Consider the following 25,623-nt stretch of genomic DNA (forward strand, 5'->3'; position numbering starts at 1 on the left):
GAACAGTACGTTCTACAACACCCGGATGAGGTGTTGCGCCGCATCGGGTGTACTGCGTGAACCAGAGGTTAAAATTTTAAATTGGATGTATATAGCGAGAACGGCACTTTGCAAAATTGGATGTAAAATATACGTCTCTACATAGTATTCAACCATTCTTCCAAAAACAAAAATAAAAAGAAGCCCAAAGAAAAAACGAGAACTCATCCCCCATCACCTTTGACTTACTCATTCACTGCTTGCAGTTGTTCGTTTAGACGTTCGAAAAATAAGTCGGCTTCGCGTTCTTCTTCTTGTTCGTCCCATTCTGGAAGAGGCGGAAGTTCGTCTAACGTCTTTAAGCCAAAGTAGTCTAAAAACTCTTTCGTCGTCCCATATAAAATCGGGCGACCTGTTCCTTCTGCGCGGCCTACTTCTTTAATTAACGCTTTTCCTAATAAGGTTTGAAGCGGCTTATCGCTTTTGACACCGCGAATTTGTTCAATTTCCGCACGCGTAATTGGTTGGCGGTATGCGATGATCGCTAACGTTTCAAGCGCAGCTTGTGATAACGATGACGTCGCTGGTGACTCAACAAGCTTTTGCAAATATGGCGCGCATTGTTTTTTCGTCACAAGCTGAAGCGTTCCTGCCATCTCAACGACCATAATGCCGCGTTCCGCTGTTTCATACATATGCTTCAATTGTTGCACAAGCTCATATACACGTTCTTCTTGTATATCAAGCACATCAGCCATTTGTTTATACGTCAACCCTTCTTCTCCCACCGCAAACAATAACGCTTCCATAATCGCAAATTCATTCATGTCGATCACCTTTTCGTCGAATGTATAAATCAGCAAAATTGTTTTCTTGTTCAACAATAATTTCGTTTCGTTTCATCAATTCAAGCAAAGCTAAAAACGTCACGACAATTTGTTCGCGATCGTCATACGGAAATAAATCGTAAAAATTCATTCGCTCTCCATGTTTTAATATGTGTAAAATCTCTTCCATCCGTCGTCCGATCGGAATTTCTTGACGTGCTACTTTCGTATGAAGTGGCTTTTGTAATTTTTTCCGCCGCAACAATTTCGCAAGCGCCCCAAGCATATCGTACAAATCGACATCAAGTGCAAACGGTGCACCGTTTGACGCATAAGCGGTTAAATCGCTTGGCGGCTTCGTAAATAAGAGCGCTCGCTCTTCTTCTCGCTCGCGCAACTGTTTCGCCGCTTCTTTAAACTTTTTATACTCGATTAACTGTTGCATTAATTGCTCACGCGGGTCTTCTTCGATAAAAAATTCATCATTCTCAAGCGTTTCTTCATGTTTAGGTAACAACATTTTACTTTTCATTTCAATAAGCGTCGCCGCCATTACTAAATATTCGCTCGCTACATCAAGCTGCAATTCTTTCATCGCGTGAATGTAAGCCATATATTGCTCGGTAATTTGCGCGACAGGAATATCGTAAATATCAATTTCATAGCGATGAATTAAATGTAACAACAAATCAAGCGGTCCTTCAAATTGATCTAATTTCACATGATAATGCACATCGATCCCACCTTTGTTCATAACCAATAGTATAATATAAGTATGCATATGAAAAAAGGGGGCTTTCACTTGTATCCGAAGGCATATATCGAATATTTACTTCACTTCCATGCTACGCGCGATTATTTTGAATGTCATGAAGTGCTAGAAGAACATTGGAAACAAACAGGCGAACATGTATGGGTCGGCTTCATTCAGCTCGCGGTTGGGATGTATCATTATCGCCGAGGAAATATTGCGGGGGCAAAACGAATGTTTACAAAAGCAATGAACGCATGCCAAAGAGAAAAACAAGCATATGAAGCGTTAGGCATACATGCAGAACAACTTATTGCGCTTATTCATACATATGTAGAGCGAATCCATCATGGACAACCGTATGAAAGCACTTGTTTGCCGATCATTGATGCTTCCTTGTTACGTATATGTCAACAACAGTGTGAGCAAAAAGGGCTCGTATGGGGAGAAAAAAGCGATATGACAAACGAATATATCATTTATAAACATAAGTTGCGTGACCGAAGTGATGTCATTGCTGAACGCGAACGACAAAAACAAAAAAGACAGGGGCGTTGATCCCTGTCATTGTTCGCATTTATCCAAAAATGGAGCGGTCATGTCATTGGCACATAACGACTTATTTGGATACAATTCTTTTAATGCTTTCACCATTTGTTTTCCTATTCCTTGATGGCGATGGGACGGATTAACGCTAATATGCTGCACTTCAACCGCATGTTCGCGCACGATTGCACCGATGATGCCAATAAAATCTTCTTCTTGCTTCCATAAAAACAGATGCCAATCGTCGTTAGTCTCGTAGTTTTTCATCGTTTGTTGAAGCTGTTTTAAGTCTTTTTCATTTGGCATAAACGACAAAAGACCCATCGCAATTTTCTCATAGTTTTTTCGATAGCGAACTAGCATACGAATCCCTCATTATCGACAAGACTTATTGTTTACTCGCTATTGCTATTATAAACGGTCTTGTCGCTTTTTTAAACATTTTTTAAGAAAATGTGCGCATGACATTCGCCATTTCAATCGCGCTGAGCGCTGCTTCCCAACCTTTATTTCCGGCTTTTGTCCCAGCGCGCTCAATCGCTTGTTCAATCGTATCCGTCGTCAGCACGCCAAAAATAACCGGGACACCTGACGAAAGAGCCGCGTGCGATGTTCCTTTTGCTACTTCATTACATACGTAATCGTAATGGCTCGTTGCTCCGCGAATGACAGCGCCAAGCGTAATAACTGCATCATATTTTTTCGACTCCGCCATTTTTTTCGCGACAAGCGGGATTTCAAATGCTCCCGGCACCCAAGCGACATCAATATGTTGTTCCTCTACTCCGTGACGTTTTAGTCCATCAAGCGCACCGCTTAGCAATTTGCTTGTAATAAATTCGTTAAATCGTGCAACAACGATTCCTACTTTTAACCCTGTTCCAACTAAATTTCCTTCGTATACGTTCATCCCATTCTCCTCCTTAAAAATGCAACATATGTCCTAGCTTTTCGTATTTTGTGCGCAAATAGCGCTCATTATGGCGCTTCGCTGGCATTTGCAATGGAACGCGTTCAACGACTTCTAAGCCGTACCCTTTCAACCCGGTAATTTTACGCGGATTGTTCGTCAATAAACGCATTTTTGTAACACCTAAATCTTTTAAAATTTGCGCACCAATGCCATAGTCACGCAAATCTGGCGCAAAGCCTAATTTTTCGTTCGCTTCTACCGTATCATAGCCTTGTTCTTGTAGTTTATAAGCACGCAATTTGTTGAGTAAACCGATGCCGCGACCTTCTTGACGCATATATAGCAATACCCCACGACCTTCTTCTTCAATTTGCGCTAATGCGGCATGAAGTTGCGGTCCACAATCGCAACGATGCGAGCCGAACACGTCACCTGTTAAACATTCTGAATGAACGCGCACGAGCACAGGTTCATCTGGGATGATTTCTCCTTTGACGATGGCAATATGTTCTTTCCCATCTAACGTATTTGAATATCCGATCACTTTAAATTCTCCAAAATCGGTTGGTAACGTAATTTCAACTTCGCGTTTGACGAGCTTTTCTTTTCGATTGCGGTAGGCGATTAAATCTTTAATCGTAATCATTTTCATATCAAATTTTTCAGCGATTTGTTTTAAATCAGGTACGCGAGCCATCGTTCCATCATCTTTTATAATTTCACAAATAACCCCTGCTGGCTTTGCCCCACAAAGACGGGCTAAATCGACAGCTGCTTCCGTATGCCCCGCGCGGCGCAATACCCCGCCTTTTTTCGCAACAAGCGGAAAAATATGACCTGGTCGTTTAAAATCGCTTGCTTTTGCTTCCGGATTGAGCATTTCTTGAATGGTCAACGAGCGTTCAAATGCGCTAATACCTGTTGTTGTCGCTTTATGGTCAATACTGACAGTAAATGCTGTGCCGTGAGCATCTGTATTATGGTTAACCATTGGCGTTAAATCGAGCCGATCAGCTAATTCTTCGGTGATCGGCACGCAAACGAGGCCTCGCCCGTGCGTAATCATAAAGTTAATGACTTCCGGTGTCGCTTTTTCGGCAAGCGCTACAAAATCGCCTTCGTTTTCACGGTCTTCGTCATCGCAAACGATAATAATTTTTCCTTGCATTAAATCGTAAATCGCTTCTTCAATGGTATGGAACATCGCGCTCACTCCTTATATCCGTGCTCTTGTAAAAATTGCATCGTCAATCCTTCACGTTTCCCGCTAACGAACTGTTCAACATATTTACTAATCATGTCACATTCAATATTGACAATATCCCCAACTTTTTTGGTACCTAAAATCGTCGCTTCACGCGTATGCGGAATGAGCGAAATTGTAAACGTTCGATCCGTTAAGCCGAAAATCGTTAAGCTTGTGCCATCGACAGCAACAGAACCTTTTAAAATCATATATTTACGTAAATGACTTGGCACTTCAATGTCATAATAAACAGCGTTTGCGACAGGCTGTTTACGAACGATGCGTCCAATGCCATCGACATGCCCCGAAACGAAGTGTCCACCAAAACGACCGTTTGCTGCCATCGCTCGCTCTAAATTCACTTTCGCCCCTACTGTAAGCGTGCGAAGCGATGTTGCCCGCACCGTCTCAGGCATGACATCGACAGTAAAGAAGCGATCTGTAAATGACGTCACCGTTAAACAAACGCCATTGACCGCAATGCTGTCACCGAGCTGTACATCTTGTAACACTTTTTGTGCCTCGATCGTCAAAACGATCGCTTCCCCTGTTTGTTTCATTTGTTGAATTGTGCCAATTTCTTCAATAATTCCTGTAAACATGGCGATCATCCTTTAGCAACGATTTTTATATCTGATCCGATCCTTTCGACATGTTTCACTTGTAAACGAAGCGTATCTATCATTCGTCCAAAGCCTTCCCCACCAACAGCGGAAGGCGCTTCGTTCCCCCCAATCAATGTGGGGGCGATATATGCCAACACTTGTTGAACGGAACGAGAACGTAAAAAGCTGCCGTGCACTTGCGCTCCACCTTCAACAAATATGGACATGACGTTGCGCTGACCAAGTTCAAGTAAAAGTGTTGGAACATCAATTTTATTTTCATTCATACGAATGATTTGTACACCTGCATGTTCATATGGCTTCATTTGTTCTTCTGTGACGTGATGGCCGACGACGATCCATGTTGGCGCCATTTGGTCTGTGACAACATTCGCATGAAGCGGTGTGCGCAAATGCGTATCGAGAACGATTCGGATTGGTTGTTTTCCTTCATAACCAAAACGAACGGTTAAACTCGGATCGTCCGCTAAAATCGTGCCAACACCGACAACGATCGCATCGTGCATCCGTCGCTCGCGATGTACGTCACGCCGCGCATCCTCCGACGTAATCCATTTGCTTTCACCCGTTTTCGTGGCAATTTTTCCATCTAAGCTCATCGCATACTTTAACGTCACATACGGTGTTTTCGTTGAAATATAATGAAAAAACATTTCGTTTAACGCATCCGCTTCTTCTTTCAATACGCCGACGGTAACATCGATGCCCGCTCGCCTTAATTTTTCAACGCCTTTTCCTGCAACGAGCGGATTTGGATCCGTTGTCGCCACAACGACACGCTTCACCTTTTTTTCAATTAACAAATCAGCACAAGGAGGCGTCCTTCCGTAATGACTGCACGGTTCAAGCGTCACATAAACAGTTGCTCCTTCCGCTTTCTCGCCCGCCATGCGTAGCGCATGTACTTCCGCATGCGGTTCCCCTGCTTTCAAGTGCGCCCCAAAGCCGACAATTTCACCATTTTTTACAACAACTGCGCCAACAAGCGGATTTGGTGACGTTTGTCCCCGTGCCGATTCCGCCAATTGTAACGCCAAGCGCATATATCGTTCGTCCATATCGCACCACCTTTCCAGCATGAATAAAAAACCCTAGGAGCGACGTCCTAGGGCAAGATGTATGTAAAGATCGCCTTTTTTGCATAGCAAAAATAACCCATCGTCAAGCTTATTTTTTCCAATAAGTGACGTGAGTTTTGGCAATCCTTCTCCCATCCAGACTATACTGTCGGCTCCGGAATCGCACCGGATCATGCCTTAACGGCTCGCGGGCTGAGAAACATCTGTTTCATTACCGCCGGTCGGGAATTTCACCCTGCCCCGAAGGATGCGTTTATTCCATTTTTATTCATTATAGCACAATAAAACGAAATGTCTATGATTTTGCAATAACTAGCCAATACACGACTCCCCAAATAAAGCTAACAAACAAAAGGATGAAAAATAATACCCAGTTTTTTTTCATCTCTTCATCTTCCTTTTATTGTTCGTCCCACACTTTCACTTCTTTCATCACATCACCATTTTTCATCGTCTTGACAACATCCATTCCATCCGTCACTTGACCGAATACGGTATGTACACCATCTAAATGTGGCTGCGGCTCATGACAAATAAAGAATTGACAACTTCCCGTATGACGACCGCGATGGGCCATCGATATCGCACCTTCGATATGTTTATGCGGATTGTTGTCTGTTTCACACGGAATCGTATAACCTGCATCGCCTGTTCCATTTCCAATTGGGCAACCACCTTGGCTCACAAATCCCTTAATGACGCGATGGAACGTCAACCCGTTATAAAATCCTTCATTCGCTAACCTTTCAAAATTCGCAACTGTTTTTGGCGCTTCGTTTGGGAATAATTCAAATTGCACCTTTCCACCATTCTCCATTAAAATATATCCTTTTTTCTTCATGAAACTTTTCCACCTTCCTATCGTAAAAACAAATGTAGCTTCATTTTACTATATTTCGCTTCTATATTCACGTAAATGTTTGTACAATAATACAGAAGGAGATTGAAGGAGGGCATGACATGAAGAAGTGGTTTACGATATTTATTTTATTATTGTTTATGATTCCATCGGTTAGTTTAGCTGATGCGATTGAAGGAGATGTCATTATTACGCTCGGAGAAAATTTAACAGAGCAGCAAAAACAACAAATATTAAAAGAAATGAATGCACCAGAAAACGCTGAAATCATTACAGTCACAAATGCAGAAGAGCACAAATATCTCGGTGACATTATTCCAAAAGGACAAATCGGAACAAAAGCGATTTCGTCATCAAAAATTACAATTGGAGCACCAGGTTCAGGATTACAAGTTGAAACAAATAACATTAACTGGGTAACAAAAGAAATGTATATGAATGCACTCATTACTGCAGGGGTGAAAGATGCAGTCATTTATATTACCGCACCGTTTCCTGTATCAGGGACAGCTGCGTTAACAGGGTTAATGAAAGCGTACGAACTTTCATCAAATGAGGTCATTCCTGATGAGGTGAAAAAAGTAGCAAACGAAGAAATGATAAAAACAGCGCAACTCGGCGAATCAATCGGAAACGATAAAGCGGTCGCACTGCTTGCAAAAATTAAAGAAGAAATAGCGAAAAACCCACCAAAAACAGATGCGGATATGCGCGCGCTCATTGAGAGAATCGCTCAAGAGCTTGGCATTACGTTAACAGAGGACGAAATAAACAGCTTGCTTTCTTTATTGAATAAAATGAAAAACGTGAACATTGATTGGAATCAAGTGAACGAACAGCTGGCTCAAGCGAAAGACAAGCTATCTGCTTTTTTACAAACGGAAGAAGGTCGAACGTTTATTCAGCGCATCGTTGACATTTTGCGTGAAATATGGAACACCCTTCGCGGAGCGTTTGGGGCGTAACGCCTACTTATGTATGAACGAGCAATAACCGAGGCAACGACCTCGGTTATTTTTTTACTTTCGTTTTCAGCGGCAAGTCGAGTCGAATTAAATCTTCATACGTTTCACGTTTTACGACAAGTGTTGCCTCGCCATCTTCAACAAATACGACGGCTGGACGAGGGATGCGATTGTAGTTATTTGCCATCGCATAGCCGTAAGCACCGGTACAAAAAACAGCTAAATAGTCGCCCGGCTGAGCCTTTGGAAGCGGTAAGTCCCAAATGAGCATATCGCCTGACTCACAACATTTCCCCGCAATTGCTACAACTTCTTCACACCGATCATGCATACGATTCGCTAGCACTGCTTCATATTTCGCTTCATATAGAGCAGGCCGAATGTTATCGCTCATCCCCCCATCTACCGCAACGTATTGGCGAATGTTTGGCACCTCTTTACGAGAACCGATCGTATAAATCGTTGTTCCAGCATCACCGACAAGTGAACGCCCTGGCTCAATCCAAATTTCAGGAAAAGGTAGATCAAACGATGCGACATTTCGTTTCACTTCTTCAATAATTTGTTCCACGTATTGTTCAGGTGCAAGCGGATCATCTTCTTTCGTGTAACGAATACCAAAACCGCCACCAAGATTGACAACTTGCGCAGTAAAATGATACGTATCACGCCATACAGCAAGTTTTTCAAATAATTTCTTTGTCGCAAGCACAAAACCTGTCGCATCAAAAATTTGGGAGCCAATATGACAATGAATACCGAGTACATGGACATGTGTCGAAACGAGAGCACGTTGTAACGCTTCATCCGCTTGCCCGTTATGCAAATCAAATCCAAATTTTGAATCTTCTTGACCTGTTAAAATATAGTCGTGTGTATGTGCTTCAATCCCCGGTGTGACACGCAATAAAATCGGCATCGTATATTCATGCATACGACAAAGGTGTTGTATTAGCTCTAGCTCATAAAAATTATCGACGACGATGCACCCGATTTTCGCTTCAATTGCCATTTGTAACTCTTCTTCACTTTTGTTATTTCCGTGAAAATGGATGCGTTCTGCAGGAAATTTAGCAGCTAACGCAGTATATAGCTCCCCACCAGAAACAACATCAAGCGACAAGCCTTCTTGTTCCATTAATTGCACGATCGCTATCGTCGAAAATGCTTTGCTTGCATAAGCGACTTGCGCGCGTACACCGTGTTGATCAAACATTCGTTTAAATGCACGCGCGCGTTCTCGAATAAGGGCAACATCGTAAATATAAAGCGGTGTTCCATATGTGCGAGCTAATTCAATGGTATCGACGCCACCAATTTCCAAGTGGCCCCGTTCGTTTATTCCCATCGTTCCGTGCATAATTATACATTCCCCCTGATGATTCTGAAATAATTAAAGAAAACGTACCATAAATTTTGGTACGTTTCAACCTTTTTATGTTGGCTGCTTTTGCTTATTTTGTGGATGCACAATGCTCGGTCGAATCGATGAACCAGCCACAGATCGTCGCACGATAATCTGCATAAATGCCCCGGGATCAAATGGGATAAATGGCCATAAATATGGGGTATTCAACGAGCGAATGTTTGCAAGGAAAAGTAAAAACACCGTAACGCCAATCATAAACCCAGGAACACCGAACAAAGCGATGACAACTAAAAATAAAAGACGAAAAATTTTATTTGCAATGCTTAATTCATAGCTCGGTGTCGCAAAAGAACCGATCGCAGCGACAGATACGTATAAAATAACTTCCGGCACAAACAGTCCAACATCAATCGCAATTTGCCCAATTAACGCAGCTGCAATTAAGCCCATTGCTGTGGACAACGGTGTTGGAGTATGGATTGCAGCCATACGTAAAAACTCAATACCAATATCAGCAATGAGAAGTTGCACAAAAATCGGGATGTTTGTTTTTTCATTCGGACCGATATACGATAATTTCTCTGGTAATAACGACGGATCAAGGACAAATACGAACCAAAGCGGAAGTAAGAAAAGCGAAGCAAAAATGCCTAAAAACCGCACCCATCGTACGAACGTCCCCACAGCTGGCGATTGCCGATATTCTTCCGCATGTTGAACGTGATGAAAATACGTCGTTGGTGTAATAATGACGCTTGGTGACGTATCAACCATAATAATTACATGTCCTTCTAACAAATGAGTCGCTGCGACGTCAGGTCTCTCTGTATAACGAACGAGCGGGTATGGGTTGTATCCTTGTTTCACTAAAAATTCTTCAATGGTTTTATCCGCCATCGTTAACCCATCAATTTTAATTTCGTTCAATTCCTTCTTAATGAGTTCAACAAGTCCCGGATCGGCCACGTCTTGAATATATGCGATACAAATGTCCGTTTTTGAGCGTTCGCCCACTTGCATCATTTCAAAGCGAAGTCGCTCATCGCGAATGCGTCGACGGGTAAGTGCCGTATTAACGACAATATTTTCAACGTACCCATCGCGCGCCCCGCGCACCACTTTTTCTGTATCCGGTTCCTCAGGCGAACGTCCTGGATAACTGCGTACATCAACAGCAAATGCTTTTGTCTCCCCATCAATAAATAATAAAATGAGACCGGTTAACAGAAAGTCAACCGCTTCATCTAAACTTTTTACAGGATTCACTTGTTGGTGAACGAGACGATTTTCGATAATTTCAAGCAACTTAGCTGGTTGGCGCTCACGATCGTTTACTTGAACGAGCATTTCAAGTAGCTCAATAATATATTGCGTATCGCAAAGTCCGTTACAATAGTATAAGTGGACATCTGTTTTTAAAATGTGTAGCTTGCGCACACCTAAATCGAAGCTCGTTCCGACCCCGATCGCATCTTTGAAGAACTGCTCGTTTTCATTCAGCTTCGGAGAAATCGGTGTGTAACTTTTTGTTTTCATCACGTTTACTCCTTTCAAGGATATATTCAATTGCTTTACGAGTGATCCGACAACCGCTACGAATGTCATCCCGACGTCTCATCTTTCCGATATCCCCAACCCCGACGACGATCGGAATGGATAATTGATCTAAACAATATACCGTATCTCCATTCACTCGGCCGAACTCCCATTCCGGAATGCCTTCTTTATCGACACCATATGTTGTTAAATTCCCATCATAATCAACACAAATATCGACTTTTGTCCATTCTTGATTATTCGTGTCAGACGCAACAGCAACCGCTCCAAGCACATCAATTTGTTCATGTGTCGCAACATAACGAAGCGCTTGTTCACCGGCTCCTTCACCAATAATGCCACCATCATCAAACATGACAAAAACAGGGTCATATGGCGTCTGTAAAATAAGATCAACAATCTGTTTTCCTGTTAACCGCGATGGATTGCCTTGCGATTGGCTAATGCAACGAGCACCTAACTGCTTTGCCAGCTTCTCGAGCGCACGTTGTACATGTTGATCACCATCTGTCACTAAAATGACTTTCCTTTTTTTCATTCGATCCTTCCTCTCGGTCTACAAACGATAGCGGTCATCCATGCGACAAAAATCGGAAATGAAATGAAAAAGATGACATTTGTAAAGTCCCCCGTTTTTATCGCTTGTATACAAGAAGCACCGACATGAACAAGCGTCACCTCGATCCCAGCATGCGCAAATGACTGCATAGGATCATATAAACTCATTGCTTCGATCGCCATACCGATGAACAACAATATCGTCATCATGCGAATAAACGACCATTTTATAAGCAATAATTGCCCAATAAGTGATAACATACCGCCAACGAGAAATGCGTATACGTACGTTTCCATCTTTACGTCACCGCTTCAATCGCAATCGCATGAGCGATCGCTGGAATGCTTTGATTTTGTTTCACCATCGTACTATTAAATAATGCTCCTGTCGCCACAACGAGCATCGTCTTTATTTTTTTCCCTCTCATTTTTTCAAGAAAATAACTATACGTCACAACGGCGCAACATGCACACCCACTTCCGCCTGCAAATGCTTGTTGTTCCGCGTCGTAAATGAGCACACCACAATCATCATATCGCTCGCTTAAGTTCATGCCGGTCTCATAGCATAGCGACTTCAAGTCACTACTTCCCACCTTCCCTAAATCCCCTGTAACAATAACATCATACGCTTCAAGCGAAAGTCCACAGTCTGTCAAATGTTGTCTAATCGTTGCAAACGCTGCCGGTGCCATCGCTCGTCCCATATCGAGTGGATCGGTCACCCCGCTATCAATGACCCGTCCAATCGTTGCGGCGCGAATGCGAAAAGGGGAACGTGTCGTACCTAATAGTGCTGCTGCTCCCCCTGTCACAGTCCACGATGCACTTTCCCCTTTTTGAACACCGATTGTCGTCGGGAAACGAAACTGCCGCTCAGCTGCACCGTAATGACTGCTTGTTGCGACTAATACACGATGGGCAAATGCACCGTCAATAAACGTGCTAGCTACAAGCATCGCTTCCGTAATCGTTGAACAAGCGCTAAATACGCCTAAAAAAGGAAGATCTAATTCACTTGCAACATAATTTGCAGTGACCGTTTGATTCAGTAAATCCCCTGCAATAAATAAATCAACGTCTTGCGTTTGTACTTTCCTTTTTGCTAAGCAAATCGTAATCGCTTCTTTCATCAGTCTTCGTTCCGCGAGCTCCCAACTTTGTTCGCCACAATATAAATCGTCGTACGATTGGTCGAACGATAAACCGAGCGGACCTTGACGCTCTTTTGGTCCAACGACAGTACCAACTGATTCAATATAAATGTTTTTATCAAACACAATCGTTTGTTCCCCTACTTTTTTCATCTAAGTCCCCCTCATAAAAACAATACCGCAACATATGATGCTACAATTAACGTGACAATGATGCTTCCTCCAACAGAAAGCATATGCTCTGTTGCTCCTTCATTGCGATACTCAAGGGCACTAGCACTCCATATGTTTGCCAAACTCATCATCGGCACGATCATTCCCGCCCCTGCAAATTGCGTCAATCGACGATAAAATCGAGTTGGCGTAAATATGGCAGCACATACGATAAGCGTCCCATTCATCCAGCGAATTGCCTCCTCTTCATTCATCTGAAACCATATGCTGTACATATCATGAAGCACCTGTCCAACGACTGCAATGAATCCTCCGAACAAAAATGCTTTTCCCATCTGCTTCCCCCTATCGATTCACGAAATATATCCAATGAAAAAGAGAGCCTGCTACTTTACCAAATACCATTGCCATGAGTAAAACGACAATTTGTTCGTCAATGCCGAGCCGTTTAGCTAAAATCGGGAAAACATTTAATACTTCCGTTAATGCTGCTGCAAGCATGCCGACAAATACACCGCTAAACAATCCAATAGCACTTGCCAAAATAGGAGGAAAAGAAAAAAGAGGATCGCGCAAGCTCATCCAGCTGCTTACGACCGCCCCAAGTACAACGCCCCATTCGTACGTTGCAATCCATTTCATCGTTTTAGTTAGTTGTGTTAAGCGCGGGATGACGCCAAGCACAGTTAAAAATGCGACAAAACCAGAGCCGACAGCTAATCCTCCCGCCAATCCGACAAATGCTACAATAAGCTCACGAATCATCGTCCATTCGCCTCATCGTTTCTTTATTTTCATGCATAATGACGTATTGATCGAGTGACTGTTGATATTGAAACATTTCAACTTCAAGTGGGCTCGGCTCTTCATTAATTCGCTTTTTAAAAAAATGGTTAAAAAACAAAATCATACCGATACCGAGCCCAAGTGAATACGGAATTTGAAACCATAACGGTTTTTCTACGTCCTTTCCTGTAATGACCCGATATAACCGTTGCTGTACTTGTTGCATGCTTACATCTTCATGAAAGTTCATAATCGCAAGCCCTGATCCGACAAACAAAAGAAGCCAAACGATCGGGACGTACAAATACCCCCATCTTTTTTTTTCATAAACGACTTCAACGATCGTTTGCGACGGTCCGAGTGATTGAATATCATCATGTGGAGCAACGGCCATTAACGCTTTCATGACATGCATCACATCGACAATGACAATGTTACGATCTTTCTTTTGTACTGTATAAATGGGAGTTTGTACAATATCATCAATTTGTTTGTTTGCAACGACTTGTGCAACATCTCCTATCCGAATCGTTGCGTTCGGTTGTACTTGAACACGATGACGCATTTTCAAAAAAATCGTTTCTTTCATACCCACACCTTGCTTCCATCATTATATTTGTAGTATGAGATATGACTCGCATCCATATGCATAAAAAGCCCGAACGGACTTATTCATCCATTCGGGCTTTCATTTGTTGCAATATTTTTTTCTCTAAACGAGACACTTGTACTTGAGAGATGCCTAATCTAGCTGCCACTTCAGATTGGGTTTGGTCTTTATAATAGCGCAAGTAGACGATGAGCCGTTCCCGTTCATCTAGCTCTTCCATTGCCTTTTTTAACGCAATTTTGTCAAACCAGACATCTTGCTCGTCTGCAATTTGATCGAGTAGCGTAATCGGATCACCATCGTTTTCATACACCGTTTCATGAATGGACGTCGGTGAACGGACCGCTTCTTGGGCTAGTACAACATCCTCGGGTGAAATTTGCAAAAACTGTGCGATTTCATTCACCGTTGGAACACGACCGTTTTGTTTTGATAATTCGTCTTTTGCTTTTCTAATTTTATTCCCAATTTCTTTTAATGAACGACTCACTTTGACAGACCCATCATCGCGAATGAATCGTTGAATTTCCCCAAGAATCATCGGTACCGCATACGTCGAAAACTTGACATCGTAAGATAAATCAAACTTATCGACCGACTTCATTAAACCGATACAACCGATTTGAAACAAATCTTCAGGCTCGTATCCGCGGTTTAAAAACCGCTGCACAACCGACCAGACAAGCCGCATATTTTTTTCGATAATCTCATCGCGCGCCTGCTGATCGCCTTGCTGACTCCTCCGAATCAACTCTTTGATTTCATGGTCTTTGACAGCTTGTACCTCGACATCCATAGGCACGTCTCCCTTAATTGCATAGCGCTTTGCTTTTCGTTAAATGCTTAATCAACTCCACCGTCGTTCCTTCGTTCACTTTAGAATAAATGTTCACTTCATCCATAAAGTTCTCCATGATCGTAAATCCCATACCGGAACGTTCGAGCTCTGGCTTTGTCGTAAATAACGGTTGCCGTGCTTCTTCAACGTTTTCAATTCCTTTTCCATGATCGCGAATCGTTAAATGAACGGTATGTCCTTCAATAATGACAGAAATATAGACAACACCGCTTGGATCATTTTCATAGCCATGAATAATCGCATTCGTTACTGCTTCAGATACAACTGTTTTAATTTCGGTTAACTCATCGAGCGTCGGATCGAGTTGCGCAACAAACGCTGCAACTGTCACACGCGCAAATGATTCATTTTGGCTGAGGGCGGAAAATTGAAGGTGCATTTCATTTCTCATTTACGCCACCCCCAACGTTTGTAATGCATATTGTTCATTTACTTCTAAACGAATAATTTTAAACAACCCTGACATATCAAATAAGCGTTTAATGGATGGGGAAACGGAACAGACGATCATTTCTCCACCCATACGTTGTATTTGTTTATATCTCCCTAAAATAACACCTAACCCTGAGCTATCCATGAACGTTAACTCATTTAAATTCAAAACGATCGCTTTGATCCGCTCACGTTCTAATACATCCGTGACAGTTGCGCGCAACTGTTCGGCTGTATGATGGTCTAGTTCGCCAGCTAATCGAACAAGTAATACGTGTTGTTTCACTTCCAACTGAATCGATAAACTCACTATCGTTTCCTCCTTATCCGTTTAGGTTAAGGAAGAATTCGATTTGTTTATGTGTCAATCCTTCTTACTGACAAAACTAGTCGTCATTCGTCTCATTTCGTCAAGATGTGCGTGAGAAGGAACGAAACATTCGTTTAAACAATTCCCACATATTTGCTTCTCCTACTTGCTCTTTTGCCACTAAAGGACTTTTCGCGATCACCGCTCCATCTTTTTTTATAACGAGCGTACCGAGCACGTCCCCTTTTTTCACAGGGGCTTTCACTTTCTCATTTAACTTCCATTTCGTTTGTACCGCTTCAGATTTTTCTCCTTTTTTCAATAGGACAGAAATCGGCTCAGATGTCACGGCAGCGACCACCTTTTTCTTTCCTTTGCTAACAGGGAGCATGGCAATTGTCTCGCCTTTTTTATAAAGCGGCTTCGTTTCGTAATGACTAAATGCATAATCTAACATTTTCGTAATTTGTGCATTTCGTGCTTTTGGCGTTGGCGCCCCAAACACGACAGCGATGACGCGCATGTTGCCTTTTTTCGCCGTTGCCGTTAAACAATATTTTGCTTCGTTCGTGTAACCTGTTTTTAATCCATCGACGCCCGGATAAAATTTCACAAGCCGATTTGTATTGACAAGCCAAAATTTTTTGTCCGTATTTTCTCGTAAATAATCTTCGTACATACCTGTGTATTTTGTAATTAAATCATATTTCAATAGCTCCTTTGCCATCATCGCCATATCATATGCAGTACTATAATGATTTTTCGCTGGTAAACCTGTCGTATTTTCAAACGCAGTATGCTTTAAACCAAGCTGTTTCGCTTTTTCGTTCATCATATGAACGAATGCTTCCTCTGATCCCGCAATTCGTTCCGCTAACGCAACGGACGCATCATTGCCTGATCCAATGGCGACACCTTTTAATAAATCGTCAACCGTCATTTCTTCTCCTGGTTCAAGAAAAATTTGCGAACCGCCCATCGATGCAGCATATTCACTCGCACGCACCCGTTCATCTAACTTCAACTTTCCTTGATCAATCGCTTCCATAACGAGAAGCATCGTCATAATTTTTGTCATGCTCGCAGGTGGAAGCGGCTCATGGGCATTTTTTTCATACAAAATAGCCCCAGTATCGCGTTCAATTAAAATAGCAGATCGCGCTTCAGTCGCTAATTCCACTTTCGGTTGTTCCGCATGCACGGATACGATCGGAATAAATAATAACGCGATGGCAAGCACATAAAAAAATCGCTTCATCTCCAACCCTCCATTTCTTTATACTTGCCATCCTTTCCATTTTTTATTTTTTATATACATAAAAAACCTGAAGGAACGAGTCCTTCAGGTTACGAAATTTTATCATAAATTAATGTTGGAGCTTGAACTGGTGTTGCTGAAATACGAATGTTTTCATATAGTTTTTGTTTCACATCATCAATTTGTTCACGGTTGCTGTAAATCGTAACGAGTGATTCACCTTTTTTCACCGCATCGCCAACTTTTTTACGAAGCACTAAACCGACGGCTAAATCAATTGTTGATTCTTTCGTCGCACGGCCTGCACCGAGCCACATCGCTGCCGTTCCAACCGCATCCGCCACAATTTCTGATACGTATCCATCTTCTTTCGCTTCAAGTTCAATGACATATTTGGCTTGCGGCAATTTGCTTGGGTCATCAACGACAGATGCATCGCCACCTTGTGCAGCTAAAAACGTTTTGAATGTTTGAAGTGCTGAGCCATCTTTCATTGCTTTCTCTAACATATGACGAGCTTCTTCGAGCGAAGATGCTTTTTCCGCTAAATATACCATATGGCTTCCAAGTACTAAGCAAAGCTCTTGTAAGTCTTCTGGACCTTCACCTCTTAACGTATCGATCGCTTCTTTCACTTCAAGCGCATTTCCGATCGCATAGCCGAGCGGTTGACTCATATCAGAAATAATTGCCATTGTTTTACGTCCAACGCGGTTGCCGATATCAACCATCGCTTTTGCTAACGCTTTAGCGTCGTTTAAATCTTTCATAAACGCGCCTGCACCTGTTTTTACGTCAAGTACGATCGCATCTGCACCTGCTGCAATTTTTTTGCTCATAATCGATGAAGCAATTAACGGGATGCTGTTCACCGTTGCTGTTACATCGCGAAGCGCATACAATTTTTTATCGGCTGGCGTTAAATTACCCGACTGACCGACAACCGCAATTTTATTTTTATTGACAAGTTCAATAAATTCGTCGTTGTTAATTTCAACATGAAATCCTGGCACAGATTCTAATTTATCGATCGTTCCGCCTGTGTGACCAAGACCACGGCCAGACATTTTTGCAACCGGAACGCCGACAGATGCAACAAGTGGACCTAAAACGAGCGTCGTCGTATCGCCTACACCACCTGTTGAATGTTTATCGACTTTAATACCTTCGATTTTTGAAAGATCAATCGTATCACCGGAATGCACCATCGCCATCGTTAATTCGGCTGTTTCTTCTTCGTTCATGCCGCGGAAAAAAATCGCCATCGCTAATGCGCTCATTTGATAGTCTGGAATGTCACCTTTTGTATAACCTTCAATGATAAAATGAATTTCTTCTTTCGTTAATGCGTGGCCGTCACGTTTTTTCTCAATTAAATCGACCATTCTCATCGTCATTCACCTTCTCGTTTATTTTTTCGCCATGTTGCGCACGATTGCTTTTACAAATCGTAAAAAGTCCGCTTTTACTTTTTCTGTCGTTTCGATCACTTCATCGTGTGTCAGTGGCTGATCTAAAATACCTGCAGCCATATTGGAAATGCAAGAAATTCCTAATACTTCCATGTTCGCATGGCGAGCGACAATGACTTCTGGTACGGTCGACATGCCGACCGCATCGCCACCCATGACGCGAATCATGCGGATTTCTGCTGGTGTTTCGTATGCTGGACCTGTATTGGCGACATATACCCCTTCGCGCACACGCAATCCAATTTCATTCGCCACATCTTTCGCGAGTTGACGAAGTCGTTTGCTATATGCTTCCGACATGTCTGGGAAGCGCACACCAAGTGCAGCATCATTCGGACCGATAAGCGGATTGCCGCCCATGTTGTTAATATGGTCTGAAATAATCATTAAATCGCCCGGTTCAAACGATTCATTCACACCACCTGCTGCATTTGTGACAATAAGCTGTTCCACACCGAGCGCTTTCATCACGCGTACAGGAAACGTCACTTTATCGAAACTGTATCCTTCGTAATAATGGAAACGACCTTGCATAACGACAACTGTCGCTCCTTCTAATTGACCGTATACGAGCTGACCTGCATGCCCTTCGACCGTCGATACAGGGAAATTCGGAATGTCGCTGTATGGAATTTTGATCGCTTGTTCAATTTCATCTGCCAACACACCTAAACCGGAACCGAGGATGAGACCGATTTGTGGTGGGGTTGAAAACTTTTCTTTTAAAAATTGTGCTGCCTGCTCAATGGCTGCTCGATTCATTTTGTTGTCACGCTCCTTATTTCAACTCATGTAAAAAGCTCGTTCCGTATTTCGGCATATTTACACGGAAGTTTTCTGCAATTGTTGCTCCAACATCTGCAAACGTTTCACGCAACGGCAGTTGTTTTCCTCCGTTCATGCTCGGACTATAAACGAGAAGGGGAACATATTCGCGCGTATGGTCGGTTCCATGATGAACCGGGTCATTTCCATGGTCTGCCGTAATAATTAATAAATCGTCTTCTTTTAAACGTTCAAACACTTCTGGTAAACGGGCATCAAACTCTTCTAACGCATCTCCGTATCCTTTTGGGTCGCGACGATGACCGTATAATGCATCGAAATCAACAAGATTCACAAAGCTGAGCCCTGTAAAGTCCATTTGTAACGTATCGACTAATTTGTCCATTCCGTCCATATTTGATTTTGTGCGCAACGTTTGTGTCACACCTTCGTTATCGTAAATATCAGCAATTTTACCGATGGCGATCACGTCGTAACCTGCATCTTGTAATTCATTCATTACCGTACGACCAAACGGTTTTAACGCATAATCGTGACGATTCGCTGTCCGTTGGAAGCTTCCTGGCTTCCCGATGAATGGACGAGCAATGACGCGACCGACCATATATTTTTCATCAAGCGTCAATTCACGTGCAATTTTACAAATACGATACAATTCTTCTAACGGAATGATTTCTTCATGTGCTGCGATTTGTAACACTGAGTCGGCTGACGTATATACAATAAGCGCACCTGTTTCCATATGTTCAGGGCCGAGCTCATCAATAATTGCTGTGCCACTTGCTGGTTTATTCCCGATCACTTTTCTTCCTGTTCGTTTTTCTAATTCATCAATCAGCTCTTTTGGAAATCCGTCAGGAAACACTTGAAACGGCGTATCAATGCGAAGGCCCATCAACTCCCAATGTCCCGTCATCGTATCTTTTCCCGCGGACGCTTCTTGCATTTTCGTAAAACATGCTAGCGGCTTTTCGGCTTTTGGAATGCCTTGAATTTCACGAATATTGCTTAACCCTAGCTTCGCCATGTTCGGCATATGCAAGCCCCCGCGATGTTCGGCAATATGTCCAAGCGTATCGGCACCTTTGTCGTTATATTTTTCCGCATCTGGCGCTTCGCCGATGCCAACAGAGTCCATCACAATTAAAAATACACGTCTATATGTAGGCTTCACCGTTTTACCTCCCCAATCGTTTCATTCGCTTCATAGCATGCCCACTATGAAACAAAATCACGCATCGTTCATATTTGTCAGAAGTCTGACAACTAAATTATAAAACGTTTTCATAATGAATTGCAATAAAAAAAACTGTGACAAATCATCGTCACAGTCATGCCCGAGGATGAAACTGCTTGTACACATCTTTTAATCGCGTTTTCGTTACGTGCGTATAAATTTGCGTTGTAGAAATATCGGCATGTCCGAGCATTTCTTGTACGGCGCGTAAATCCGCCCCATTTTCTAATAAATGCGTCGCAAACGAATGGCGCAACGTATGTGGCGTTAACGTTTTTTGAATATTTGCTTCTTGAGCAAGCCGTTTTAAAATTTTCCAACATCCTTGTCTTGTTAAGCGCTCGCCGTGATGGTTTAAAAACAGTGCGTCTGTCGTCCCTTTTTTTCTTCGTAACAGCTCTGGTCGACCTTGCTCTATATACCGTTTTAACGCGTCTGTCGCCATTTTTCCAATCGGAACGATCCGTTCTTTCCGTCCCTTTCCGTAACAACGAATGAATCCCATCGTTAAATGAACATCAGATACGTTTAATTGAATGAGCTCGCTTACACGAATACCTGTCGCATATAACAATTCTAACATCGCCTTATCGCGAATGCTAAACGGTGTATTTTCCTTTGGCGCTTCTAATAATGCCTCGACTTCTGCCATCGACAACACGTTTGGCAATGTTCTTGGCAGTTGCGGCGTTTCAATATGAACGGTTGGATCTTGATCAACGGCTTTTTCACGCAGTAAAAATTGATGAAACGATCGAACAGATGCTAGATGACGGGCAATCGTTTTCGCCGAGCTTCCTTTTTCTTTTAAAAACTTTAAAAATTGCATAATATGAAAACGGGTTACATCATTCCAACGACACAGTTGTTCGACTTTCTGTAAATATTGAACATATTTTTTTAAGTCGCGCTCATATGACACGATCGTGTTATGAGCTAAATTTCGTTCAACAATTAAATAGTGAATAAAATCTTTTACTTGATCTTCCACACGCACTCTACTCCCCGTTTTGATAAAAAAACAATAGTCGATCGAGCCAATATGTTTCTTGTTGCTCCGTCGTTGATACTTTCACAGCTGATCCCATCGGCTCATCGTAGCGACGATAATAGTTATATTCCTCGCTCATCCATACAATACTATAATAAAATAAAATCGTACATCCCGTAAATAAAAGAAACACTTTTAGCACGTCAACTATTCTTCTCATGGCACACCTCCGTCAACTGTCATATAGTAAGAGGATATGCCCATTTGACCGCATTTTATACACAAATAAAAAACCTTTTCATAGACGAAAAGGTTTTACTACTCCTCATGCTTATCTTGACAACGATGGCAAATGCCGTGAAATGTTAAACGGTGGTCTTTAATTTTAAAATTCCAATCCCGTTCTACAATCGCTTCAACATCTTCTAATAAATCTTCTTGAATTTCATCGACCGCTCCACATTCAATACACACTAAATGATGATGAAAATGCGCCGCACCTTCTTTGCGAAGATCGTAGCGGGAAACGCCATCCCCGAAGTTAATTTTATCGACAATTTTCAATTCTGTTAATAACTCCAACGTGCGATATACTGTAGCTAACCCAATCTCAGGCGCTTTTTCTTTCACGAGGAGGTACACATCTTCCGCGCTTAAATGATCTTCTTCATGTTCAAGCAACACACGTACTGTTGCTTCCCGTTGCGGCGTTAATTTATAACTTGCGGCATGCAATTGTTTTTTAATTCGTTCAAGGCGACCTTCCATTGTTATTCCCTCCCTCGTTACTCATTCTCATTATAACAAAAGAAAGGAACGTGTCAAAATAAAATGATTATAAATTGATAAATAAAATGATTATTAAATAATAATTATTTTTCTATTAATTCAACAACTTCTTTCATAAGTAGCGGGGATACGTATGCTTCAAGTGAAGATGCTAACGCTAAAGCGATACTAAACGACAACATAATAAACGTATAACGAAGCATGGCGCGAAAAATCGGTTCATGTGTTCGTTTCACAAACTGATGACGAATCATTTTTAATGAAAACGAAATAGATACAGCTGCCATCATAATAAAAATGGGAACGAGAATAATATTTTGTGGGACGACAGATACGAAAGCTAGCAAAAATCCATTCCACCCCATTTGATTGACTAGAAAGCCAACGGTAAAACCGACCACAAGTCCTTTTAAAAACAATAAAATTAAAATAAGTGGCAATCCAATGAGTGACATTGCTAAAATCCACATCAACCCAATATATTTCAAATTTTGTAAAAAACTTTCTTTCCACACATCATGTGCACTCGCCATATTTCCTGAAGAAACTTGTCCAAAAAAATTCGTTAAATAATAATATAAATCTTCTTTTTGACTAAAGCTTAAACTATTGACAACAATCGCACCAAAAATAATGCCCATCACAAAAAGAACGACGGTAAATACATATGTCGTGTAATGCTCTTGCACGTGTTGCCCCCATGCTGTCATCCATGATCGCTTTCTCATCGCTCCATCCCCCTACACGTTCTGTTACTACATTGTATGGGAAAAGGAGCTCAATATGACAAAAAGCGGTCACACAGACCGCTTTTGCGCATGCAATTGCCAATATAAAAGGGCATAAATCGTTTTTGCATCGTAAATTTGCTTTTCGTTAACCATGTTGAGCGCTTCTTCTAACGTGACTTCGAGCACATCGACAAACTCGTCATCATCAAGCATTTGTTTTTCGCTTTTTTTCGTTAACCCTTTCGCAAGAAATATATGTACTAATTCATCTGCAAACCCGGGTGATGTGTAAAAAGAGTGAAGCGGCTCCATGTTCTCGCATACGTATCCTGTTTCTTCCTCGAGTTCACGTTTCGCTGTTTCAAGCGGTGCTTCCCCTTTTTCGAGCTTTCCTGCTGGAATTTCAACAAGTACTCGCTCTAACGCTTTCCGATATTGACGAACAAGCACAATTTTATTTTCTTCTGTAATCGCAAGTACCGCAACTGCTCCAGGATGTTTTACAATTTCCCGCTTGCTCGTTTCTCCATTTGGCAACAACACATCCTCAACATACACATCAATCACTTTTCCTGAAAAAATGCGTTGCTTACTGATCGTTTTTTCATATAAATGATCCATTGTTCCACCACCATTTTATCGTTTCATATTGATTGTACTACATATAGAAAGACAAAGAGAAAACTTATTCGGTATAATGAGAAAAAAGGAGTGGGAACATGAAGAAACGAAAGCTCGGACATTCGAACTTATATGTGAGTGAAATTGGGTTTGGTTGCATGTCGCTTGGTACATTGGAAAGTGATGCGATTCGCATCATTCACGAAGCGATAGATCAAGGGGTAAACTACTTCGATACAGCCGATTTGTATGATCGTGGGCTAAATGAAGAAATCGTTGGAAAGGCGCTAAAAGGAAAACGCCACAATGTCATCGTCGCAACGAAAGTAGGCAATCGTTGGACAGAACAAGGAGACGGTTGGACATGGGATCCGTCAAAAGCATACATAAAAGAAGCGGTGAAGCATAGCTTGCGACGGCTACAAACCGATTATATTGATGTATATCAACTACATGGTGGGACAATTGATGATCCGATCGATGAAACAATTGAGGCGTTTGAAGAGTTGCAACAAGAAGGCGTTATTCGTTATTACGGCATCTCCTCTATGCGTCCAAATGTCATTCGCGAATACATCAAACGATCGCGCATCGTTTCTATTATGATGCCGTATAGTTTACTTGATCGCCGTGCTGAAGAATGGTTTCCGCTTTTGAAGCAACATCACGTTAGCGTCATTGCTCGCGGACCGCTAGCGAAAGGATTATTAACTGAACGCCCCATTGAGCGAGCCAGCGACGAAACAAAACAAAACGGCTATGTCGATTATTCATTCGATGAATTAGTTGCACTTATTCCAAAACTAAAAGCCGTTGCACCAAATGAAACGCTAACGACGATTGCTCTTCGCTTTTGTTTAGCTCATGATGCGGTTGCAACGGTCATTCCAGGCGCAAGCCGATTATCGCAACTAATCGAAAACGTCGCTGCTCAATCAGTAACATTGAGCGATGAACAAATTACTATGTTAAAACAACTTACAAAGCAAACGATGTTTACTAATCATCGGTAACCGAGGGTGTTCGCCCTCGGTTATTTAAATTTTCGCCAATCTAAGTCACTTTCTTCTAACCATTCGGCAAACGTTTTATTTTTTTCACGTTTACGAGCTTCTTCCTTGCGCTTTGCTTCCTCTTCTTCTTTTCGTTTTTGTTCTTCTTCTTGCAGTTGCTTTTGTTTTTTCTTTAACTGTTCGATCAGTTGCTCATTTAATCGATCTTTTAGCATAAACATCCCTTTCTTTCTCCAAACTAATAAAGAACAAACGTAAAGGAGTGAACTGTCATGACAAAAAATAAAAGCCAAAAAGGAAAAACGACAGCCGATACCGTTCGTCCTGTGATTGCCAAAGAGGAATTAGAAAAAGCGATTCATCCAACAAAGCGGCAAAATTCTCCGCAATAAGAAGGGGGCATTTTGCCCTCCTTACAAAATATCTGTAATACGCGGCATATGTTGTTCAATCCAGGCAAGCGCTTCATCTAACTGAACGAACGATTGTGTTTCAAATGTCATTTCATCTTGCAGTAACCAAACGTCACGTTCATCATTTGAAAATCCTGCAACAGACCAATGAAGCAAGCTATACGGATGGTTATTGTACAAAAACGACACCCACGTTTTTTCTTTTGCTATTTTTCGAAGACGGTTTACTTGATCATTCACAACTATCACTCTTTCTATGTCATTTACATATACACCATCATTTTAACTCAATATCGGAAAATAAGAAAAGAGCATTCCAAAACGTAGGTTGCGTCTTTTATAAAAACAAGATAGTATATACGATATAAGGTATACAAGGAGGTGGAATATATGGCGAAAGTGCAAATTAAAGTGATGGATAACGGTTCATTTCGTGTAACCGGAGATGTTGAATTAGTTGATATGGAAGGAAACAAGTTTGAAACGAAAGAAACATTTTCTCTCTGTCGTTGCGGGCTCTCACAAAATATGCCATTTTGTGATGCAGCTCATAAAGGAAAATTTGAATCAGTTGTTCGCGCACCGAAAAACGAATAAGCCCGGCTTTTATTCCGGGCTTCAAAGTGTTGAAAAAGTGAGGCGTCAAGAAAAAGTTCACGGGAAAAGTGAACTTTTTCTTCTTTTCTTTTTTCCTTATTTGTGGTAACTTAAA

The 25,623-nt window shown here is 41.9% G+C and carries 34 protein-coding genes and 1 riboswitch; of the genes, 4 read left to right on the plus strand and 30 right to left on the minus strand.

Annotated features, from left to right (window positions below; genetic code table 11):
• Positions 1-224: 224 nt before the first annotated feature.
• On the minus strand, positions 225-806 hold the full coding sequence (gene scpB / locus HNR43_RS13385) for an SMC-Scp complex subunit ScpB (RefSeq protein ID WP_183244577.1): 582 nt from the start codon (positions 804-806) through the stop codon (positions 225-227).
• Complete coding sequence (locus tag HNR43_RS13390) at positions 799-1,560, minus strand: segregation/condensation protein A (protein WP_221248314.1); 762 nt, start codon at positions 1,558-1,560, stop codon at positions 799-801. Before HNR43_RS13390 ends, scpB begins: the two co-directional genes overlap by 8 nt.
• Before the next feature lie 48 nt (positions 1,561-1,608).
• On the opposite strand from HNR43_RS13390, the gene HNR43_RS13395 reads away from it, so the two are divergent.
• The gene (locus tag HNR43_RS13395; protein ID WP_246346336.1) at positions 1,609-2,115 is read left to right on the plus strand and encodes a DUF309 domain-containing protein; all 507 of its coding nucleotides are present in this window, start codon (positions 1,609-1,611) and stop codon (positions 2,113-2,115) included.
• A 6-nt stretch (positions 2,116-2,121) separates the two neighbouring features.
• Here HNR43_RS13395 and HNR43_RS13400 read toward each other — a convergent pair whose 3' ends face one another.
• The 6 genes from HNR43_RS13400 to HNR43_RS13425 all read right to left on the minus strand — a co-directional run bounded on the left by HNR43_RS13400 (position 2,122) and on the right by HNR43_RS13425 (position 6,808).
• Complete coding sequence (locus HNR43_RS13400; RefSeq protein WP_032099950.1) at positions 2,122-2,466, minus strand: GNAT family N-acetyltransferase; 345 nt, start codon at positions 2,464-2,466, stop codon at positions 2,122-2,124.
• A gap of 82 nt (positions 2,467-2,548) precedes the next feature.
• On the minus strand, positions 2,549-3,013 hold the full coding sequence (gene ribH / locus HNR43_RS13405; RefSeq protein ID WP_032099951.1) for a 6,7-dimethyl-8-ribityllumazine synthase: 465 nt from the start codon (positions 3,011-3,013) through the stop codon (positions 2,549-2,551).
• A gap of 13 nt (positions 3,014-3,026) precedes the next feature.
• A complete protein-coding gene (locus tag HNR43_RS13410) occupies positions 3,027-4,220 on the minus strand; it encodes a bifunctional 3,4-dihydroxy-2-butanone-4-phosphate synthase/GTP cyclohydrolase II (RefSeq protein WP_055440705.1) in 1,194 nt (397 codons plus the stop codon).
• Between the two features lie 5 nt (positions 4,221-4,225).
• A complete protein-coding gene (ribE, locus tag HNR43_RS13415; protein WP_183244581.1) occupies positions 4,226-4,864 on the minus strand; it encodes a riboflavin synthase in 639 nt (212 codons plus the stop codon).
• A 5-nt stretch (positions 4,865-4,869) separates the two neighbouring features.
• A complete protein-coding gene (gene ribD, locus HNR43_RS13420; RefSeq protein WP_183244583.1) occupies positions 4,870-5,946 on the minus strand; it encodes a bifunctional diaminohydroxyphosphoribosylaminopyrimidine deaminase/5-amino-6-(5-phosphoribosylamino)uracil reductase RibD in 1,077 nt (358 codons plus the stop codon).
• A 140-nt stretch (positions 5,947-6,086) separates the two neighbouring features.
• Positions 6,087-6,219: riboswitch (FMN riboswitch) on the minus strand.
• 148 nt (positions 6,220-6,367) lie between these two features.
• On the minus strand, positions 6,368-6,808 hold the full coding sequence (locus HNR43_RS13425; protein WP_183244585.1) for a peptidylprolyl isomerase: 441 nt from the start codon (positions 6,806-6,808) through the stop codon (positions 6,368-6,370).
• A 119-nt stretch (positions 6,809-6,927) separates the two neighbouring features.
• Between HNR43_RS13425 and HNR43_RS13430 the strand changes: the two genes are divergently transcribed.
• Positions 6,928-7,791: a DUF1002 domain-containing protein gene (locus HNR43_RS13430; RefSeq protein WP_183244587.1), complete on the plus strand. Its 864-nt coding sequence runs from the start codon at positions 6,928-6,930 to the stop codon at positions 7,789-7,791.
• Positions 7,792-7,837: 46 nt separating this feature from the next.
• Here HNR43_RS13430 and lysA read toward each other — a convergent pair whose 3' ends face one another.
• The 20 genes from lysA to HNR43_RS13530 form a co-directional block, all read right to left on the minus strand.
• Positions 7,838-9,157, minus strand: a complete 1,320-nt coding sequence (lysA, locus tag HNR43_RS13435) for a diaminopimelate decarboxylase (protein WP_183244620.1) — start codon at positions 9,155-9,157, stop codon at positions 7,838-7,840.
• Positions 9,158-9,226: 69 nt separating this feature from the next.
• Positions 9,227-10,696 (minus strand): spore germination protein, encoded by a 1,470-nt coding sequence (locus HNR43_RS13440; RefSeq protein WP_183244589.1) that lies wholly within the window; start codon positions 10,694-10,696, stop codon positions 9,227-9,229.
• Positions 10,653-11,255 carry a stage V sporulation protein SpoVABEA gene (spoVAEA, locus tag HNR43_RS13445; protein WP_183244591.1) on the minus strand — a complete coding sequence of 201 codons (603 nt, stop codon included), beginning with the start codon at positions 11,253-11,255 and terminating at the stop codon, positions 10,653-10,655. The genes HNR43_RS13440 and spoVAEA overlap by 44 nt, the downstream gene beginning before the upstream one ends.
• Positions 11,252-11,572: a SpoVA/SpoVAEb family sporulation membrane protein gene (locus tag HNR43_RS13450; protein WP_183244593.1), complete on the minus strand. Its 321-nt coding sequence runs from the start codon at positions 11,570-11,572 to the stop codon at positions 11,252-11,254. Before HNR43_RS13450 ends, spoVAEA begins: the two co-directional genes overlap by 4 nt.
• A 2-nt stretch (positions 11,573-11,574) precedes the next feature.
• Entirely contained in the window at positions 11,575-12,582 is a 1,008-nt protein-coding gene (gene spoVAD / locus HNR43_RS13455) for a stage V sporulation protein AD (RefSeq protein ID WP_183244595.1), read from the minus strand.
• A gap of 11 nt (positions 12,583-12,593) precedes the next feature.
• Entirely contained in the window at positions 12,594-12,938 is a 345-nt protein-coding gene (locus HNR43_RS13460; RefSeq protein ID WP_183244597.1) for a SpoVA/SpoVAEb family sporulation membrane protein, read from the minus strand.
• Positions 12,939-12,948: 10 nt separating this feature from the next.
• Positions 12,949-13,368 (minus strand): stage V sporulation protein AB, encoded by a 420-nt coding sequence (locus HNR43_RS13465; protein WP_183244600.1) that lies wholly within the window; start codon positions 13,366-13,368, stop codon positions 12,949-12,951.
• Complete coding sequence (locus tag HNR43_RS13470; protein ID WP_183244602.1) at positions 13,358-13,978, minus strand: stage V sporulation protein AA; 621 nt, start codon at positions 13,976-13,978, stop codon at positions 13,358-13,360. The genes HNR43_RS13465 and HNR43_RS13470 overlap by 11 nt, the downstream gene beginning before the upstream one ends.
• A 79-nt stretch (positions 13,979-14,057) precedes the next feature.
• Positions 14,058-14,795: an RNA polymerase sporulation sigma factor SigF gene (gene sigF / locus HNR43_RS13475; protein ID WP_004889712.1), complete on the minus strand. Its 738-nt coding sequence runs from the start codon at positions 14,793-14,795 to the stop codon at positions 14,058-14,060.
• Positions 14,796-14,808: 13 nt separating this feature from the next.
• Positions 14,809-15,249: an anti-sigma F factor gene (gene spoIIAB, locus HNR43_RS13480; protein ID WP_004889709.1), complete on the minus strand. Its 441-nt coding sequence runs from the start codon at positions 15,247-15,249 to the stop codon at positions 14,809-14,811.
• A complete protein-coding gene (gene spoIIAA / locus HNR43_RS13485; protein WP_183244604.1) occupies positions 15,250-15,600 on the minus strand; it encodes an anti-sigma F factor antagonist in 351 nt (116 codons plus the stop codon). It lies immediately after the preceding gene.
• Between the two features lie 100 nt (positions 15,601-15,700).
• Complete coding sequence (locus HNR43_RS13490) at positions 15,701-16,858, minus strand: D-alanyl-D-alanine carboxypeptidase family protein (RefSeq protein ID WP_171335145.1); 1,158 nt, start codon at positions 16,856-16,858, stop codon at positions 15,701-15,703.
• Positions 16,859-16,947: 89 nt separating this feature from the next.
• Entirely contained in the window at positions 16,948-18,249 is a 1,302-nt protein-coding gene (locus HNR43_RS13495; protein WP_183244606.1) for a pyrimidine-nucleoside phosphorylase, read from the minus strand.
• Positions 18,250-18,267: 18 nt separating this feature from the next.
• Positions 18,268-19,092: a purine-nucleoside phosphorylase gene (locus HNR43_RS13500; protein ID WP_183244608.1), complete on the minus strand. Its 825-nt coding sequence runs from the start codon at positions 19,090-19,092 to the stop codon at positions 18,268-18,270.
• A gap of 16 nt (positions 19,093-19,108) precedes the next feature.
• Entirely contained in the window at positions 19,109-20,290 is a 1,182-nt protein-coding gene (gene deoB / locus HNR43_RS13505) for a phosphopentomutase (protein ID WP_183244610.1), read from the minus strand.
• A 157-nt stretch (positions 20,291-20,447) separates the two neighbouring features.
• On the minus strand, positions 20,448-21,344 hold the full coding sequence (gene xerD / locus HNR43_RS13510; protein WP_171335149.1) for a site-specific tyrosine recombinase XerD: 897 nt from the start codon (positions 21,342-21,344) through the stop codon (positions 20,448-20,450).
• Positions 21,345-21,351: 7 nt separating this feature from the next.
• Positions 21,352-21,564, minus strand: a complete 213-nt coding sequence (locus HNR43_RS13515; RefSeq protein WP_183244612.1) for a YqzK family protein — start codon at positions 21,562-21,564, stop codon at positions 21,352-21,354.
• Positions 21,565-21,662: 98 nt separating this feature from the next.
• Positions 21,663-22,112: a ferric iron uptake transcriptional regulator gene (fur, locus tag HNR43_RS13520; protein ID WP_171335151.1), complete on the minus strand. Its 450-nt coding sequence runs from the start codon at positions 22,110-22,112 to the stop codon at positions 21,663-21,665.
• A gap of 104 nt (positions 22,113-22,216) precedes the next feature.
• Positions 22,217-22,861, minus strand: a complete 645-nt coding sequence (gene spoIIM, locus HNR43_RS13525; protein WP_183244614.1) for a stage II sporulation protein M — start codon at positions 22,859-22,861, stop codon at positions 22,217-22,219.
• Between the two features lie 69 nt (positions 22,862-22,930).
• Positions 22,931-23,485, minus strand: coding sequence for an NUDIX hydrolase (locus HNR43_RS13530; protein WP_183244617.1), 555 nt, complete (start codon positions 23,483-23,485; stop codon positions 22,931-22,933).
• Positions 23,486-23,583: 98 nt separating this feature from the next.
• On the opposite strand from HNR43_RS13530, the gene HNR43_RS13535 reads away from it, so the two are divergent.
• Positions 23,584-24,498: an aldo/keto reductase gene (locus tag HNR43_RS13535; RefSeq protein WP_171335154.1), complete on the plus strand. Its 915-nt coding sequence runs from the start codon at positions 23,584-23,586 to the stop codon at positions 24,496-24,498.
• A 20-nt stretch (positions 24,499-24,518) separates the two neighbouring features.
• Here HNR43_RS13535 and HNR43_RS13540 read toward each other — a convergent pair whose 3' ends face one another.
• Both HNR43_RS13540 and HNR43_RS13545 read right to left on the minus strand, forming a co-directional pair.
• Positions 24,519-24,719 carry a DUF3886 domain-containing protein gene (locus HNR43_RS13540; RefSeq protein WP_171335155.1) on the minus strand — a complete coding sequence of 67 codons (201 nt, stop codon included), beginning with the start codon at positions 24,717-24,719 and terminating at the stop codon, positions 24,519-24,521.
• 192 nt (positions 24,720-24,911) lie between these two features.
• On the minus strand, positions 24,912-25,151 hold the full coding sequence (locus HNR43_RS13545; RefSeq protein WP_035047821.1) for a YqkC family protein: 240 nt from the start codon (positions 25,149-25,151) through the stop codon (positions 24,912-24,914).
• Between the two features lie 150 nt (positions 25,152-25,301).
• Here HNR43_RS13545 and HNR43_RS13550 point away from each other — a divergent pair, with 150 nt between their 5' ends.
• The gene (locus HNR43_RS13550) at positions 25,302-25,508 is read left to right on the plus strand and encodes a CDGSH iron-sulfur domain-containing protein (RefSeq protein ID WP_171335157.1); all 207 of its coding nucleotides are present in this window, start codon (positions 25,302-25,304) and stop codon (positions 25,506-25,508) included.
• Positions 25,509-25,623: the final 115 nt, after the last annotated feature.

This window comes from Anoxybacillus mongoliensis (genome assembly GCF_014201515.1).
GTDB lineage: Bacteria > Bacillota > Bacilli > Bacillales > Anoxybacillaceae > Anoxybacillus > Anoxybacillus mongoliensis.

Bases quoted from the DNA above. Each gene is read 5' to 3' on its own strand.
- HNR43_RS13430 (WP_183244587.1), top strand. From the start codon at position 6,928: ATGAAGAAGTGGTTTACGATATTTATTTTATTATTGTTTATGATTCCA.
- spoIIM (WP_183244614.1), bottom strand. From the start codon at position 22,861: ATGAGAAAGCGATCATGGATGACAGCATGGGGGCAACACGTGCAAGAG.
- HNR43_RS13450 (WP_183244593.1), bottom strand. From the start codon at position 11,572: ATGGAAACGTACGTATACGCATTTCTCGTTGGCGGTATGTTATCACTT.
- spoIIAB (WP_004889709.1), bottom strand. From the start codon at position 15,249: ATGAGAAATGAAATGCACCTTCAATTTTCCGCCCTCAGCCAAAATGAA.
- HNR43_RS13425 (WP_183244585.1), bottom strand. From the start codon at position 6,808: ATGAAGAAAAAAGGATATATTTTAATGGAGAATGGTGGAAAGGTGCAA.
- HNR43_RS13410 (WP_055440705.1), bottom strand. From the start codon at position 4,220: ATGTTCCATACCATTGAAGAAGCGATTTACGATTTAATGCAAGGAAAA.
- spoVAD (WP_183244595.1), bottom strand. From the start codon at position 12,582: ATGAAAAAAGTAGGGGAACAAACGATTGTGTTTGATAAAAACATTTAT.
- HNR43_RS13550 (WP_171335157.1), top strand. From the start codon at position 25,302: ATGGCGAAAGTGCAAATTAAAGTGATGGATAACGGTTCATTTCGTGTA.
- scpB (WP_183244577.1), bottom strand. From the start codon at position 806: ATGAATGAATTTGCGATTATGGAAGCGTTATTGTTTGCGGTGGGAGAA.
- HNR43_RS13530 (WP_183244617.1), bottom strand. From the start codon at position 23,485: ATGGATCATTTATATGAAAAAACGATCAGTAAGCAACGCATTTTTTCA.
- HNR43_RS13470 (WP_183244602.1), bottom strand. From the start codon at position 13,978: ATGAAAGAAACGATTTTTTTGAAAATGCGTCATCGTGTTCAAGTACAA.
- HNR43_RS13500 (WP_183244608.1), bottom strand. From the start codon at position 19,092: ATGAATCGAGCAGCCATTGAGCAGGCAGCACAATTTTTAAAAGAAAAG.
- HNR43_RS13540 (WP_171335155.1), bottom strand. From the start codon at position 24,719: ATGTTTATGCTAAAAGATCGATTAAATGAGCAACTGATCGAACAGTTA.
- HNR43_RS13400 (WP_032099950.1), bottom strand. From the start codon at position 2,466: ATGCTAGTTCGCTATCGAAAAAACTATGAGAAAATTGCGATGGGTCTT.
- HNR43_RS13460 (WP_183244597.1), bottom strand. From the start codon at position 12,938: ATGGGAAAAGCATTTTTGTTCGGAGGATTCATTGCAGTCGTTGGACAG.
- HNR43_RS13535 (WP_171335154.1), top strand. From the start codon at position 23,584: ATGAAGAAACGAAAGCTCGGACATTCGAACTTATATGTGAGTGAAATT.
- HNR43_RS13440 (WP_183244589.1), bottom strand. From the start codon at position 10,696: ATGAAAACAAAAAGTTACACACCGATTTCTCCGAAGCTGAATGAAAAC.
- HNR43_RS13495 (WP_183244606.1), bottom strand. From the start codon at position 18,249: ATGAGAATGGTCGATTTAATTGAGAAAAAACGTGACGGCCACGCATTA.
- fur (WP_171335151.1), bottom strand. From the start codon at position 22,112: ATGGAAGGTCGCCTTGAACGAATTAAAAAACAATTGCATGCCGCAAGT.
- sigF (WP_004889712.1), bottom strand. From the start codon at position 14,795: ATGGATGTCGAGGTACAAGCTGTCAAAGACCATGAAATCAAAGAGTTG.
- ribD (WP_183244583.1), bottom strand. From the start codon at position 5,946: ATGGACGAACGATATATGCGCTTGGCGTTACAATTGGCGGAATCGGCA.
- ribH (WP_032099951.1), bottom strand. From the start codon at position 3,013: ATGAACGTATACGAAGGAAATTTAGTTGGAACAGGGTTAAAAGTAGGA.
- spoVAEA (WP_183244591.1), bottom strand. From the start codon at position 11,255: ATGAAAAAAAGGAAAGTCATTTTAGTGACAGATGGTGATCAACATGTA.
- HNR43_RS13390 (WP_221248314.1), bottom strand. From the start codon at position 1,560: ATGAACAAAGGTGGGATCGATGTGCATTATCATGTGAAATTAGATCAA.
- ribE (WP_183244581.1), bottom strand. From the start codon at position 4,864: ATGTTTACAGGAATTATTGAAGAAATTGGCACAATTCAACAAATGAAA.
- HNR43_RS13465 (WP_183244600.1), bottom strand. From the start codon at position 13,368: ATGATTCGTGAGCTTATTGTAGCATTTGTCGGATTGGCGGGAGGATTA.
- HNR43_RS13515 (WP_183244612.1), bottom strand. From the start codon at position 21,564: ATGAGAAGAATAGTTGACGTGCTAAAAGTGTTTCTTTTATTTACGGGA.
- HNR43_RS13490 (WP_171335145.1), bottom strand. From the start codon at position 16,858: ATGAAGCGATTTTTTTATGTGCTTGCCATCGCGTTATTATTTATTCCG.